This is a genomic window from Micromonospora sediminimaris (assembly GCF_016863575.1).
GTDB lineage: Bacteria > Actinomycetota > Actinomycetes > Mycobacteriales > Micromonosporaceae > Micromonospora > Micromonospora sediminimaris.
In genome coordinates, this window is the sequence record NZ_BOPD01000017.1 from 44,761 (window position 1) to 58,814 (window position 14,054).

Annotated in this window: 15 protein-coding genes; 5 read left to right on the forward strand and 10 right to left on the reverse strand. The window is 70.8% G+C overall.

Going from position 1 to position 14,054, the window contains the following annotated elements; translation table 11 throughout:
• Positions 1-27: 27 nt before the first annotated feature.
• Positions 28-1,095: an NADH:flavin oxidoreductase/NADH oxidase gene (locus Vse01_RS14885; RefSeq protein ID WP_093401657.1), complete on the forward strand. Its 1,068-nt coding sequence runs from the start codon at positions 28-30 to the stop codon at positions 1,093-1,095.
• A gap of 66 nt (positions 1,096-1,161) precedes the next feature.
• On the opposite strand, the gene Vse01_RS14890 is transcribed toward Vse01_RS14885, so the two are convergent.
• Positions 1,162-4,917: an ABC transporter ATP-binding protein gene (locus Vse01_RS14890; protein WP_093401658.1), complete on the reverse strand. Its 3,756-nt coding sequence runs from the start codon at positions 4,915-4,917 to the stop codon at positions 1,162-1,164.
• A 120-nt stretch (positions 4,918-5,037) separates the two neighbouring features.
• Positions 5,038-5,877, reverse strand: coding sequence for a GNAT family N-acetyltransferase (locus tag Vse01_RS14895; protein ID WP_093401659.1), 840 nt, complete (start codon positions 5,875-5,877; stop codon positions 5,038-5,040).
• A 281-nt stretch (positions 5,878-6,158) separates the two neighbouring features.
• Between Vse01_RS14895 and Vse01_RS14900 the strand changes: the two genes are divergently transcribed.
• Entirely contained in the window at positions 6,159-6,743 is a 585-nt protein-coding gene (locus tag Vse01_RS14900) for a PadR family transcriptional regulator (RefSeq protein WP_093401660.1), read from the forward strand.
• Positions 6,744-6,803: 60 nt separating this feature from the next.
• On the opposite strand, the gene ispG is transcribed toward Vse01_RS14900, so the two are convergent.
• The 6 genes from ispG to Vse01_RS14930 form a co-directional block, all read right to left on the reverse strand.
• The gene (gene ispG / locus Vse01_RS14905) at positions 6,804-7,976 is read right to left on the reverse strand and encodes a flavodoxin-dependent (E)-4-hydroxy-3-methylbut-2-enyl-diphosphate synthase (protein WP_093401661.1); all 1,173 of its coding nucleotides are present in this window, start codon (positions 7,974-7,976) and stop codon (positions 6,804-6,806) included.
• A gap of 9 nt (positions 7,977-7,985) precedes the next feature.
• Positions 7,986-9,236: a M50 family metallopeptidase gene (locus Vse01_RS14910; protein ID WP_093401662.1), complete on the reverse strand. Its 1,251-nt coding sequence runs from the start codon at positions 9,234-9,236 to the stop codon at positions 7,986-7,988.
• Complete coding sequence (gene dxr / locus Vse01_RS14915) at positions 9,236-10,447, reverse strand: 1-deoxy-D-xylulose-5-phosphate reductoisomerase (RefSeq protein ID WP_093401663.1); 1,212 nt, start codon at positions 10,445-10,447, stop codon at positions 9,236-9,238. Before dxr ends, Vse01_RS14910 begins: the two co-directional genes overlap by 1 nt.
• Before the next feature lie 91 nt (positions 10,448-10,538).
• Positions 10,539-11,234, reverse strand: a complete 696-nt coding sequence (locus Vse01_RS14920) for a Uma2 family endonuclease (protein ID WP_093401664.1) — start codon at positions 11,232-11,234, stop codon at positions 10,539-10,541.
• 188 nt (positions 11,235-11,422) lie between these two features.
• Entirely contained in the window at positions 11,423-11,602 is a 180-nt protein-coding gene (locus Vse01_RS14925) for a DUF397 domain-containing protein (RefSeq protein WP_093401665.1), read from the reverse strand.
• A gap of 4 nt (positions 11,603-11,606) precedes the next feature.
• The gene (locus Vse01_RS14930) at positions 11,607-12,488 is read right to left on the reverse strand and encodes a helix-turn-helix domain-containing protein (protein WP_093401666.1); all 882 of its coding nucleotides are present in this window, start codon (positions 12,486-12,488) and stop codon (positions 11,607-11,609) included.
• Positions 12,489-12,693: 205 nt separating this feature from the next.
• Between Vse01_RS14930 and Vse01_RS14935 the strand changes: the two genes are divergently transcribed.
• From Vse01_RS14935 to Vse01_RS14945, 3 genes are read left to right on the forward strand one after another with little or no spacing between them, the layout of a single operon-like run.
• Positions 12,694-12,948 carry a hypothetical protein gene (locus tag Vse01_RS14935; protein WP_093401667.1) on the forward strand — a complete coding sequence of 85 codons (255 nt, stop codon included), beginning with the start codon at positions 12,694-12,696 and terminating at the stop codon, positions 12,946-12,948.
• On the forward strand, positions 12,945-13,190 hold the full coding sequence (locus tag Vse01_RS14940) for a DivIVA domain-containing protein (protein WP_093401668.1): 246 nt from the start codon (positions 12,945-12,947) through the stop codon (positions 13,188-13,190). The genes Vse01_RS14935 and Vse01_RS14940 overlap by 4 nt, the downstream gene beginning before the upstream one ends.
• Positions 13,187-13,447, forward strand: a complete 261-nt coding sequence (locus Vse01_RS14945) for a hypothetical protein (protein ID WP_093401669.1) — start codon at positions 13,187-13,189, stop codon at positions 13,445-13,447. Before Vse01_RS14940 ends, Vse01_RS14945 begins: the two co-directional genes overlap by 4 nt.
• Here the strand turns inward: Vse01_RS14945 and Vse01_RS14950 are convergent.
• The gene (locus tag Vse01_RS14950; RefSeq protein ID WP_093401670.1) at positions 13,438-13,680 is read right to left on the reverse strand and encodes a type II toxin-antitoxin system RelE family toxin; all 243 of its coding nucleotides are present in this window, start codon (positions 13,678-13,680) and stop codon (positions 13,438-13,440) included. The two genes, Vse01_RS14945 and Vse01_RS14950, sit on opposite strands and share 10 nt — an antisense overlap.
• Complete coding sequence (locus Vse01_RS14955; RefSeq protein ID WP_102661059.1) at positions 13,677-13,976, reverse strand: type II toxin-antitoxin system Phd/YefM family antitoxin; 300 nt, start codon at positions 13,974-13,976, stop codon at positions 13,677-13,679. Before Vse01_RS14955 ends, Vse01_RS14950 begins: the two co-directional genes overlap by 4 nt.
• Positions 13,977-14,054 lie beyond the last annotated feature (78 nt).

Below are 14,054 nucleotides of genomic sequence, written 5' to 3' on the forward strand. Positions count from 1 at the left end.
GTCGCGCATCCGGGAGAGGATGGCGCGATGAGTTCGTTGTTCACGCCGCTGACGCTGCGGACGGTCACCCTGCCCAACCGGATCGCGCTGGCACCGATGTGCCAGTACAGCGCCGGTCCCGACGGCCTGCCCACCGACTGGCACCTGGTGCACCTCGGCACCCGGGCGATCGGTGGCGCGGGCCTGGTGATGACCGAGGCGACCGCCGTGCTGCCGGAGGGCCGGATCAGCCCGCAGGACACCGGGTTGTGGTCCGGCCGCCACGTCGACGCCTGGCGGCCGGTGACCAGGCTGGTGGCCGCGCACGGCGCGGTGCCCGTGGTGCAGCTCGCGCATGCCGGGTTCAAGGCGTCGACGTACCGGCCGTGGGAGCCGCGCCAGGGTGGGGTGCCGGACGCCGAGGGCGGCTGGACGCCGGTCGGGCCGACCGGTGAACCGTTCGTGCCGGAGTACCGGGTGCCGTCGGCCCTGGACGACACCGGGATCGCCGATGTCGTCGCGGCATTCGCCGAGTCCGCCACGCGGGCGGTGGCGGCCGGCTTCGCCGCCGTGGAGATCCACGCTGCACACGGCTACCTGCTGCACGAGTTCCTCTCCCCGCTGACCAACAATCGGGCCGACGGCTGGGGCGGTGACCGGGCCGGGCGGATGCGGCTGACGCTGGAGGTCGCTCGGGCGGTGCGCGCCGCTGTCGGTGAGGACGTGCCGGTCCTGGCCCGGATCTCGGCCACCGACTGGGTGCCGGGCGGCTGGACGGTCGAGGACAGCGTGGCCCTCGCCGCCGAACTCGCCGCCGCCGGGGTGGACCTGATCGACTGTTCCTCCGGCGGGGCGTCGCCATCCGCAAAGGTTCCGGTCGGGCGCGGCTACCAGGTGCCGCTGGCCGCTCAGGTCCGCCGCGAGGCGCAGGTGCCGACCGGCGCGGTCGGCCTGATCGTCGAACCGGAGCAGGCCGAGGCGATCATCGCCGACGGCGAGGCCGACATGGTGCTGCTCGGCCGGGAGTTGCTGCGCAATCCGTACTGGCCGCACCAGGCGGCCGCCAAGCTGGGCGCCGCGCCCAACTGGCCGGCCCCGTACCTGCGGGCGGCCTGATCCGCGGGTCCGGCTGCCCGGTGACGGGTGCGGGCAGCCGGACCCGTGCGGATCTCAGACCCGCTCTCAGCCGGCCAGGTGACCCCAGCGTCGGTCCAGGTCACGCCAGGGGCCCTGGGCGGCCACCGTACCGGCGATGAGCACCACCACGTGGTCGGCCCGTACCAGCGCGGCCCGCTTCGAGGTGGAGCCGACCACCGTGACGCCCCGGTCCCGCAACGCCTGCCACAGCGCCAGTTCCGTGGTGACATCCAGCGCTGAGGAGACGTCGTCGGCCACCAGCAGCTCGGTACGCGGAGCCAACGCCCGGGCCAGCGCCAGCCGTTGCAGCTGCCCACCGGACAACCGGGTGCCCTTGTGCCCGATGAGCAGACCCAGCCCACTGCCGGTGGCGGCCAGGTCGTGTTCGAGCTGGGCGGTGCTGACCGCGTGCTCGGCGTCCACCTGATGCCCGAGGGTGATGTTGTCGGCGACCGTGCCGGAGAGCACCCGGGGCAACTGACCGACGTAGCCGACCTGGTTGGGACGCAGGAACAGCTCCGGCTCGGTCACCGGCTCGTCGTTCCAGGTCAGCAGGCCGGTGTGCGGGGCGATGCCCGCGAGGGCCCGCAGCAGCGACGACTTGCCCGAACCGACCGGCCCGACCACGAGGACCAGTTGACCACGTTCCACGGTCAGGTCCACGTCGCGTACGGCGACGGTGCCGTCGGTGTGCCGGACGCCGAAGCCGACCAGTTCCAGCCGCCGCAGCGGGGTACGCGGTGGCGCCGTCGGGGCCGGGGCCGTGCCGGCGGCCAGGTCGACCCCGGGCACCCGCGCCGAGTACGCCTCGATCCCGGTCATCTCCGCCGTCCGCCGGGTCCACACCCGCGCCGACGGCACCTGGGAGATCAACGAGGCGGTGGTCCAGGCGAACCAGCGTGCCGCGCCCAGCGTGGCGACCGCGACCAGAGTTGCCCCAGCGGAGAGCCCGCCGGCCAGGAACAACGCCCACACGCCGATCGGGAACAGCCCGCTGGCCACCGCTGGCGTGGAGCGCGCCCAGACCTGCACGGCGATCTCCCGGCGCTGCCGTTCGCTGCGTACGGTGTCGAGGTTGGCGAGGTGGGTCAGCACCGGTCGGGTGGCCCCGGCCAGCTTCACCGTGCGGGCCGCCGACAGGGTGGAGACCAGGGCGGTGGCGAAGGCCGCCCGGGCGGCGACGGTGTCCCGTGCCGCGCGCTCCAGCCTCGGCCCGAACGCCGTGGCGGCCAGCCCGGAGAGCACCATCGTGCCGAGGAAGAACAGTCCCGGCACCACGCTGTCGGTGATCAACGTCATGGCGACCAGCAGGATCAGACCGACGGTCTGGTCGAGCACGTTGTCGGCGAGTTGGACCACCCGCTCGGTGTCACCGCCCTGGGCGACCACCTCGGCCGGGGTGTGCCGGCTGACCCGGCGCGGGCCGGTCTGGCCGTGCACGAGTCGCGCGCTGATCCGCAGCATCTGCCGGACCCACCAGGCCGGAAACCACAGGTGGGTCCAGTAGTGCGCCGGGATGGCGAGGATCAGCCCGGCCGCGATACCCACGGCGGGCAGCCAGGGGTCGCCGGTGCCGTCGACCACGTCGGCCCAGAGCCAGGCGAGCACCGGCCCGTCCAGGCCGAGGATCGCCAGCACGGCGAAGATGCCCACCGCAGCCGCGCCGTACCGAGGGTCGTTGAGGCAGAGCCGAGCTATCTCCCGCAGGGTCCGTGCCCGGGAGGCGGGTCGCTGATCGCCCCCGCCTCCCGTCCTCGCGTCGACCGGCGGTCCGCCGAGCTCAGGTCCGCCAACCTCATGTCCCCCGGTCTCCCGGCCCTCCGCCGGCTCGACCGGCTCGGGTCCGACCGCCGGTGTGGCGGCGACGGCGGCTTCGACCGGCGGGTCCGGCCGGACGGCGTCGGCCAGCGGATCACTCGCCTGGGACGAACCGGGCGCCCTGATGCCTGCCACCAGCAGACCTCTCGGGTCGCCCGAGTCGGCTGCGATCGCCGCGTCCGCCGGGTGGGCACCGACCAGCACCGGTTCCGGCCGCGGCCAGCCCGACCCGGCCAGCAGGTCAACCTCGGCGTCGCCGGCAGCACCACCCGCCTGGCCGGCAGCACCATCCGCGTTACCGACGGCACCACCCGCGTCGCCAGCGGCGAGGAGTTCGGCGAAGCGCCGCGACTCGGCCAGCGGGGCGGCCTCGACCACCGCGCCGTCGGCCAGCACCACCACCTCGTCGCAGCGGCTCACCGACGACAGCCGGTGAGCGATGACGATGCCGATCCGGTCGCGCAGCAGGCGCTCGGTGGCCTGCTGCACCCGGGTCTCGGTGACCGGGTCGAGCCGGGCGGTGGCCTCGTCGAGGATCACCACGTGCGGATCACGGACCAGGATCCGGGCGAAGGCGACCAACTGCTCCTGGCCGGCCGAGAGCACGTGGCCGCCCTCGCCTAGGCGGGTGTTCAGCCCGGCCGGCAGCTCCGCGATCCAGTTGGTCAGCCCCAGCTCGTCCAGGGCCCGGGCGGCGGCGTCGAGCAGTTCGGGGTCGAACAGCGCCACGTTCTCGGCGAGGGTGCCGGCGAGGATCTCGGTACGCTGCGGCACCACGGCGACCCACCGGCGCAACTGCTCCACGTCGAGGTCGAGCACGTCGCGCCCGCCCAGCAGGACCGTCCCCGGTGGCACGTCGACCGCCCGGGTGAGCAGCTTGGCCAGCGTCGACTTGCCCGACCCGGTCCGGCCGACCAGGGCGTACGAGCGGCCCCGCACGAAGGTCAGGTCGATGTCGCGCAGCGCGGGGCCGCGATCGGCGTCCGGGCCGGTGCTCGGGTAACGGTAGGTGAGGTCGCGGATGACCAGGTCACCGTCGCTCGGGGCGGCACCGCCGGTGGGTTCCTGCGGGGCGGCCGAGAGCAGTTGGACCCGCCCCCACGCGCCGAGGGCGTACTGCACCTCCGGCACCATCCGGCTGACGTGTTCGACGGTCATGCCGAGGGAGAGCGCGAGCAGCCAGATCGCGGTCATCCGGGCGGCGTCGACCCGGCCGGTGGTCAACGCCCACACGCCGCCGAGCACGACCACCGCCACCCCGGCCCGGGTCACCCCGGCCGCGACTGTGTTGACCTGTGCCGACATCTGCCACACCCGCAGGCCACGGCGCAGCACCTCGGCTGCCCGGCGGGCGTACAGGCGAAGCACGTACGGTCGGGCCAGACTCGTGCGTACGTCGTCCTGGCCGTGGATCGCCTCCTCCATCACCGCCGCGAGGTCCGACCAGGCCGCCTCCTCGTGCATCCGGGCCGGGGCGATCCGGGCGGCGGGACGGCGCAGCGTGAACGCGAGCAGGACGCAGAGCAGCAGCATGCCGATCCCGGCCGGCCACCAGACGGTGAGCGCGACGAGCGTGGACAGCAGGCCGACGGCCAGCGCCTGAGCCAGCCGTACGCCGGGACCGCGCACCCCCGATGCGACGTCGTAGACGTCGCCGTCGATCCGGTCGAGCATCTCCCCCACCGGAGTGGTCTCCAGGGTGGGTACGGGCTGCCCCAGCGCCACCCGGCACAGTCGGCGACGCAGGTCGGCGGACCAGTCGGCGGTCACGCCGGCCATCACCAGGCTGACCACCAGGTCGCTGACGACCGCCGCGACCAACGCCACCGACAGCAGCACGAAGAACCCGACGGAGCGGTGCAGCAGCACCGGCCCGGCGAGCGCGGCGGTGGCCGCCTGGCCGATGCCGCCGAGCAGGATCAGGACGATCACCAGGGTCATCCGACGCGAGGAGGTGACCCACAGATCACGGAGCAGGCGCATGCGTCGGTTTCCTCCGGTCTGGTGGCGGAGTTTCCAGCCTGCTGCGCCCGGCCGCCTGACTCAACGCATTTTCGCCGGTGGCGGGGCGTGACGAGGATCTCCGCCGACCGGCGGGCCGACTCAGAACAGCACGGTCGCCAACGCGCCGACCGGTCGGAAGCCGCAACGCTCGTAGACGCGCCGGGCGGGCAGGTTGAAGTCGTTGACGTACAGGCTGACCGTGGGCGCGACCCGGGTCAGCGCGTCACGGACCACAGCCGCCATCGCGGCGGTGGCGATGCCCCGCCCGCGCCACTCGGGTGCCACCCACACCCCTTGGACCTGCGCGGTGCGCCGGGTGACGACCGCCAGTTCGGCCTTGAACACCACCCGGCCGTCGACGAAGCGGGCGTACGCCCGACCCGAGCGGATCATCTCGGTGACCCGGCGCCGGTACCCGCGCCCGCCGTCGTCGGCCAACGGCGAGATGCCGACCTCCTCGGTGTACATCGCCACGGCGGCCGGGAAGAGGCGGTCGAGTTCGCCGCTGTGCACCCGGCGTACCTGCGGGTCGACGGGGACCGGGGGCAGCGCGTCGGTGACCAGCAACGGCTGGTTCGGGCGTACGTCGCGGGCCGGACCCCAGGTGTCGGAGAGTCGATCCCACAGTTGCAGCACGGCGTCGGCGCGCCCCACGATCGAGGAACAGAGCCGTTCCTCGCCGGCCAGCAGGTCGGCGAAGGCGGCGATGGCCTGCGGGCCGGCCAGCACCGGGGTGAGGTTGCCGCCGAGCCAACAGACGGATTCGAGGTGGCGTCGGGAGCCGTACCCCAGGACCCGGCCCTCGGCCCGCCACCAGGCCAGCCCGCGCGCGGCGACCCGCTCCGCGACCTGCGCGCTAGCGAACGGGTCGAGATCGAGCAACCGCTCGACCGCACGCCGTTCCGATTCCCCGATTTGCCGCACCGGCGCAGTCAGCACGGTTACCAGCCTGCCAGATTCATTCACCTTCCGTCGCCGGACCGCAACCCCCACCCACCCGGCCCCACCCCCGCCCACCCCACCCCCGCCCGCGTCCACCCGCGTCCACCCGCGTTGATCAAGAAGTTTTCGCCATCCTCGGGCCCCCATCCCGACCCAAACTTCTTGGTCAACAAGGCGACGTGGGCGGGTGAGCGGGCGAAGCGGGTGAGTGAGTTGTCGGCGTTGTGTTGGCGATATATCGTTGATGCATCAGTGATAGTTCCGGGAAGGAGCACAGCATGAAGTTCCATCGACGTGGGCATGGGCTGCACGAGGGGCGGATGCGGGGGTTCGGCTTTCCGCCCTTCCCGCCGGGGCCGCCGTTTCCGCCGGGCGGGCACGGGTTCGGACACGGCCGGGGTGGCCGCGGACGAGGCCGGGGACGCCGGCCCAACGTCCGCCACGCGGTGCTGGCCCTGCTCACCGAGCGGCCGATGCACGGCTACGAAATGATCCAGGAGATCGACTCGCGCACCGGCGGGAGTTGGCGGCCCAGCCCTGGTTCGATCTACCCGACCCTCCAGTTGCTGGAGGACGAGGGCGTCGTCGTCGCCACCGAGGAGTCCGGCGGCGGCCGCAAGCGGTTCACCCTCACTGAGCAGGGCCGCGCCGAGGCCGACGAGGCGGCCCAGACGCCGCCCTGGGCGGAGGTCGCGGAGGACACCATCAACAGCTGGCACGACATTCGTCACGCCGGCATGCAGGCGATGCAGGCGCTGCGCCAGGTGATGATGACGGGCACCGACGACCAGCGGGAACGCGCCGCCCAGGTGCTCGACGAGACCCGCCGCAAGCTGTACGCGATCCTCGCCGAATCCGAGTGACCCCGGTACGCGCCGAGGGCGGCCACCCAGTGGTTGGCCGCCCTCGTAGTGGTCGCGTCGTCAGTGCACGGTGACAGTGGCGCCGGGAATCAGGTCGCGCAGTTCCTCGGGCAGCTCGGCGCCCATCTCGTCGGCCAGCCGCAGCGCCTCCTCGATGAGGGTCTCCACGATCTGCCCCTCGGGCACGGTCTTGATGACCTGACCCTTGACGAAGATCTGCCCCTTGCCGTTGCCGGAGGCCACCCCCAGGTCGGCCTCGCGGGCCTCACCTGGACCGTTCACCACGCAGCCCATCACGGCGACCCGCAGCGGCACCGGCAACCCTTCCAGGCCGGCGGTGACCTCCTCGGCCAGCTTGTAGACGTCCACCTGGGCCCGCCCGCAGGACGGGCAGGAGACGATCTCCAAGCCCCGCTCGCGCAGCCCGAGCGACTCCAGGATCTGGTTACCGACCTTGATCTCCTCGACCGGCGGCGCGGACAGCGACACCCGGATGGTGTCGCCGATCCCCTCGGCCAGCAGCGCACCGAAGGCGACCGCGGACTTGATGGTGCCCTGGAACGCCGGCCCGGCCTCGGTCACGCCCAGGTGCAGCGGGTAGTCGCACTGCTCGGCGAGCTGCCGGTACGCCCGGATCATCACCACCGGGTCGTTGTGCTTCACCGAGATCTTGATGTCCCGGAAGCCGTGCTCCTCGAAGAGCGAGCACTCCCACAGCGCCGACTCGACGAGTGCCTCCGCCGTCGCCCGGCCGTACTTGGCCAGCAGCCGCTTGTCCAGCGAGCCGGCGTTGACCCCGATCCGGATTGGCGTACCCGCGTCCGAGGCGGCCCGGGCGATCTCGGCCACCTTGTCGTCGAACTGGCGGATGTTGCCCGGGTTGACCCGGACCGCCGCGCACCCGGCGTCGATCGCGGCAAAGACGTACTTCGGCTGGAAGTGGATGTCCGCGATCACCGGGATCTGCGACTTGCGCGCGATGGCCGGCAGCGCCTCCACGTCGTCCTGGCTGGGCACCGCGACCCTGACGATCTGACACCCGGACGCCGTCAGCTCCGCGATCTGCTGAAGGGTTGCGTTCACGTCTGCGGTCAACGTGGTGGTCATCGACTGGACGGACACCGGCGCGCCGCCGCCGACCGGCACGGACCCGACCATGATCTGGCGGCTGGCCCGGCGGGGCGCGAGCGGCGGCGGCGGTACGGGCGGCATACCGAGACTGACAGCGGTCACTTCAGGCACTCACTTTGGGAAGAGGGTGATCGGGTTGACCACGTCCGCGGTGATGGTGAGCAGGGTGAACACCCCACCGATCAGGATCACCACGTACGTGAAGGGCATCAGCTTGAAGTAGTCCACCCGTCCCGGGTCGGGCCGGCGCAGCCGCGCGTACAGCCAGGAGCGGGCTCGTTCGAACCAGGCGATGGCGATGTGGCCGCCGTCCAGCGGCAGCAGCGGCAGCAGGTTGAACACCCCGATGAAGAAGTTCAGCGAGATGAACAGCATGATGAAGATTTCCCAGGCGTTGTTGGCGACCGCCTCGCCACCGAGGACGCTGGCGCCGACCACACTGATCGGGGTGTCGATGTCCCGCTCGCCGCCGGTGATGGCGGTCCAGAGCGCGGGGATCTTCTCCGGCAGCCGCTGCAACGCCTGCGCGGTGGCCACCGCCATGTCGCCGATGAAGGTGCTTGTCGCGCCGACCGCCTCGACCGGGCCGTAGCTGACCAGGCCGGGAGTGCTGATGACCAGGCCGATGCCGAGCGCGGAGACGTCGCCGACGGGCCCGTCCGGGTTGTCGATCGGCGGGCGCTTGGTGGTGGCCAGCACCGTCTCGACGTTGCCGGGCTGGCCGTCGCGTTCGTACCCGATCTTGGCGGTGCTGCCGGGGCTGGTGGCCCGCAGGGTGGTGAGCAGGTCGCCGTAGTTGGCGATCGGGGTGCCGTTGATCGAGGTGATCCGGTCGCCGTCCTGAAGCCCGGCCGCAGCGGCGGGGCTCGGCGCGTCACCGGTCTCGCAGGCCCGGTACGTGGTGTCCGGCAGGACGCAGTCCTGGAGGGCGATCACCGCCGGCTCGCTGCGGATCTGCTCCTCGGTGCTGGGAAAGTTCGGGTTGGGCAGGCCGAAGGTCATCGCGGCCAGCCAGGCCGCGAAGATCGCCAACCCGAAGTGGGTGACCGACCCGGCGGACATCACGATGGTGCGCTTCCACACCGGGTAGCGCCACATGGCGCGCTTCTCGTCACCGGGCTCGACGTCGTCGTCCTGCGGCGTCATGCCGACGATCTTGCAGAAGCCGCCGAGTGGGATGCCCTTGATCCCGTACTCGGTCTCGCCACGCTTGAACGACCAGAGGGTGGGGCCGAAGCCGACGAAGTAGCGGGTGACCTTCATGCCGAAGGCCTTGGCGGTGAGCATGTGCCCGGCCTCGTGCAGGCTCACCGAGATGAGAATGCCGAGGGCGAACAGCACCACCCCGAACGCGAACGACATCAAGCTCCTTCCACCGCAGCAGCGATGATCTCCTGCGCGTGTGCGCGCGCCCACGACTCGGCTTCGAGTACGTCCTCGACGGTACCCGGTTCGCCGAAATCGGGAGCCTCCTCCAACACGCGCTGCAACGTGTCGACGATGCCGAGGAACGGCAGCCGCCCGGCGACGAACGCCGCCACGCACTCCTCGTTCGCCGCGTTGTAGATCGCCGGCCGGCAGCGGCCGGCCTCCCCGGCCGCCTTGGCCAACGCCACCGCCGGGAACGCCTCATCGTCGAGCGGCGTGAACTCCCAGGTGTGCGCCGTGGTCCAGTCGACGGCGGCGGCGGCCTCCGGCACCCGGTCCGGCCAGCCCAGCCCGAGGGCGATCGGCAGCCGCATGTCCGGCGGGCTGGCCTGCGCCAACGTCGACCCGTCGACGAACTCGACCATCGAGTGGATCACCGACTGGGGGTGCACCATCACGGTGATGTCGGCGTACGGCACGTCGAACAGCTCGTGCGCCTCGATCACCTCAAGCGCCTTGTTGACCATGGTCGCCGAGTTGATCGTGACGACCGGTCCCATGTTCCAGGTCGGGTGGGCGAGCGCCTGCTCCGGCGTGACAGCCGTCAACTCGTCGCGCCGCCTACCCCGGAACGGCCCACCACTGGCGGTCACCACCAGCCGGCGTACCTCACCCCGGGTGCCGCCGCGCAGGCACTGTGCCAGCGCCGAGTGCTCCGAATCCACCGGGACGATCTGCTCCGGCCGCGTCACCGCGCCCTTGACCAGCGAGCCGCCGGCCACCAGCGACTCCTTGTTGGCAAGCGCGAGCGTACGCCCGGCGCGCAGCGCCGCCAGCGTCGGCGCCAGCCCGAGCGACCCCACCACCCCGTTGAGTACGACGTCACACGGCCACTGCGCCAGCTCGGTCATCGCCTCCGGCCCGGCCACGATCTTGGGCAGCTTGAACTCCCCGCTCGCCCAGCCCCGCCGACTCGCCTCGGCGTAGAACGCCAGCTGGAGATCCTGCGCGGCCGACGCCTTGGCCACCCCGACCACGTCGACACCGAGTTCGAGGGCCTGGGCGGCGAGCAGCCCGATGTTGCCGCCGCCGGCACCCAGCGCCACCACCCGGAACCGCTCCGGGTTGCGCCGCACGATGTCGATGGCCTGCGTACCGATCGACCCGGTACAACCCAGCAGCACAAGATCACGGGGGGACGTCACGCGCCCATTCTTCCCCACCGCCCTCCGGGGGCACGGAAGGGCACCTTGTTGCGCCTGAGGTCGCGGAAGGGCCTCTCCGAAGGGAGGGAAGCTACTTTCCTTCCCGGTCCGCCTCCGGCGGGACCGGGCCTTCCGGAGAGTCAGCATCCTGCGGTGCCTCGTCGTCGAGCAGGTCTGCCGGGTCGACCGAGAAGTCGAAGGGCCGATTCATCACGAACGTGGTGCCAGCGGCGGCTGCCGCCAGCGGCCGGTACTCCCCATCGACCAGTTCGAGCAGGGCGATGGTGGGCACCCGGTTGCGCAGGTCCACCCGCAGAAAGAACGGCACGCCAGCGGCGGCGTACTCACGCGGTCGATCGATGACATCCTTGCGACGGTTACCCGGAGACACGATCTCACCCAGCAGCACCGCGGTCGCGATGTCGACGACTGAGCGCCCTCCACCCGACTTGGTCAGTACTGCGATGTCCGGAATGAAGAGGTCTTTACCGGAAACGACGTTGATCTCGGGATAGACCCAGAGCCCGGCCCGGCGGGCAGCCCGGTGCAACAGATATGGCAGTTCACGTTCGACCGACTGGTGGTCAATTCCGGCGTGGGGTGTCACGATCACGCTTCCGCTCAGGACCTCAACCTTGGGGCCGTTGGTCTCCGGCAACAGGTCGAGGGCGAGCTGGGCGGTCCACGGCTCGTCGTGCCACCGCAGCACGTCGAACGACGGCCCGGTGGGCCGGTCGTCGGCACCAGTGTCCGGCGCGGGCTCGGGCGCGTACGCAGCCTGGGCCATCCGGGCTCACCCCCTCAGCGGAACATCTTGCTCAACTCAGCCTAGCCAGCACAGCCCGCACCGCACGCCATCGCACAACCTGTCCGACGCAGCCGGGGCGAACGATGTCGACCAAGCCGCCGACTGTGGGTGCGTTTCTTGTCGTCGGGACAGCAAGAAACGCACCCACAGCTTGCGGTCACGTCAGTTCAGGGGCGGGTGTCGAACCGGCCCGCGCGGGTGGCGGCGACGAACCGGGTCCAGCTCGTCGCGGCGAAGCTCAGCTCCGCGCCCTGCCGGTCCTTGCTGTCGCGTACGCCGACTGCGTCGACGAAACCCGCCACCTCGACGCATTCACCGCTGCCGGACCGGGACGACGTGCGCCACACTCCGTCACGTCTCATGGGTCATCTCCTTCGCGATCGCCGTGACCAGCTCACGGGAGTCATCGACATCGAGCGCCCGCTCGCCGAGCGAGCGCCAAACTTCCTCGTAGGTCCGGATCTCGTGCGGCTTGTCAAGGTAGACCGCGCCGCACGGACCGTCCATGTAGATGGTGGTCGGCTCCGGTTCCCGCACGTCGGTGGGAAAATCGAGCATGGTGAAGGTGCCCGTGTCGGCCGAGCGGAACAGCCCGGCGGCCAACGGAAGCACCCGAATCTTGATGTTGTGCTGTCGACTCGCCACCACCAGCGCGTCGAGTTGCCGGGCCATCGCGAGCCGGTCACGCAGCGGCCGACGTAGCACCGCCTCGCTGAGAATCACGTCGTAGTAGGGCGCGCGGGGCACCGCCCGAGCCAGCAGACGTTGTCTGCGCAGTCGAACATCTACCTTGACCTGCTGTTCCGACCGGGACAGATCCGGATGGTTCGTCGCGATCACCTCGGTCATGTACTCGACCGTCTGCAACAGGCCGGGTACCAGGTCGGCCTCGTACTTTCGGATCTTTGTCGCGGCGGCCTCCAGGCCGACGTAGAGCTTGAACCAGTCCTCGATCGCCTCCCCGTAGCTGTGCCACCAGCCGTGCGCCTTCGTTTCGCGGGCCAGCGACCGCATCGTCTTGATCGTCTCGGGGGTCGCGCCGTACACCCGGCACATGGCCTCCACGTCGTTCGGATGCATGGGGACCTGGCCGGTTTCGTACCGCCAGATTCGCGGCGTCGACCATTCCAGTTCCTTCGCGGCCGCGACCACAGTTACGTGCGCGTTTTCGCGAAGTTCTCTCAAATACCTGCCGAGTTGCCTACGCGGGACGGTGCTTCCCGGGTCGTCCACGTCATCTCCTCTGCTGTTGTCGCGTAAGGCACCTCATCCCTTGATTCGCATTCTTGCGCAAAAGATTGCGCCAGGCCAGTAGTGAAATGACCATCGTGGATGACCAGCCAATCCCCCTGGCAGGTCACGGCCGGAGCGGACGCCTCCCACGAACCTCATCCCGGCGTCCGCTCCGGCCCCCACAACCATTCCACAGAGGAGGATCATGGATTCGATCGACAAAGCCCTCGGCGAGATTCCGCTGCCTCCCTACATCACCGCCGAAGATGTCACATTCGCGCTCCGGGCGATAAACGTGCACGCCGCAGAACAATGGCCCGACGGCCAACGCTGCCGCAACGACCGGGCAACCCACCCCTGCCGCCTGCACCGCTGGGGCCGCCGCGTCCTCGCCATGCGCGGCCTCACCGACCAGGAGTTCCAGACGATGCTCGCCGAGCAGGAAGCCGCCCGCGCATGATCTACGTGTCCGGGGAGCGCCCACTCCCCCAGCACGCCCGCGCCGCCACCTTCGACACCCGCTGGCGCGGCCTCGATCCGGACCAGGTGTACGCCTACCTCAACCGGCTCGCCGACGAACTGGAACGCCTGCACCGCGCGCTGACCACCTCCAACACCGAAGCCGAACGCATCCGTCAGGCGCTGCGCCAATGGCAGTCCCGCCAGGCCGCCCACCGCCACCACAGTCGCGGCTCCCGATGAGTCCGCCCCGGTGGGTCATCCACCTACCCACCACCCTGACCAGGCTCGACGAGGCGACCGCGCTCGCCGTGGCCCTCCGAGACTCCCTCGGCCACCTGACGGTCATCGACTTCGGCGAAACCACCCTCAGCGAAGAAGACCACCAAAGCCTGCGTACCCGAGTCTGGTGCGACACCCCACTCGACGGCCCCGGGCGCTGCCCCCGCCCCAACGGCCACCCGGGCACCTGCGCGCCAGCTCCGACGGCCTACGAGTAAACGTCCTTGCGATGCCCGACATCGTGGATGGTCAGTTCGTCGTCGTCGAGCCGGTAGAGGACCCGGTAGTCACCGACGCGCAGACGACGCCCAGATCCGTCGCGCATCTCGGTCGAGTTCTGCGGCGCAGGATCGGCGACCAAGCCGAGGATCGCACTCAGGACGGTCAAGAAAACGTTGCGAGGTTGCTTGTGCAGCCAGACCAGCACGTCCCGGTCGATCTGGATCTTCACGCCGCCGCACCGCCGGCCCGGTCAGCCAGCAGCGCCTCCACCTCTCGAGGATCGACCCCTAGCGACTCCAGAGCCGCCGACAGCGGCACGAACTGACCCTCGGCACGGGAACGGGCGATCACCGCCGAGTCCCGGCGGTCCCGGAACGCCTCGATCTCCTCCCACTCGTCGATGCCGATCAGGACAGCCACGGGCCGCTCGTACTTGGTGATGATCACCGGCTCACCGGTGCGCTCGATCCCCTCCAGCACCCGACCCACGCCATCGCGAAACTCCCGCAGCGTAATCCTCGCCATGTACCGCACTGTACCACGCGGTACCATTCCGACGACCCCCACATGCCCCGCCGCCACCTTCGACACCCGCTGGCGACG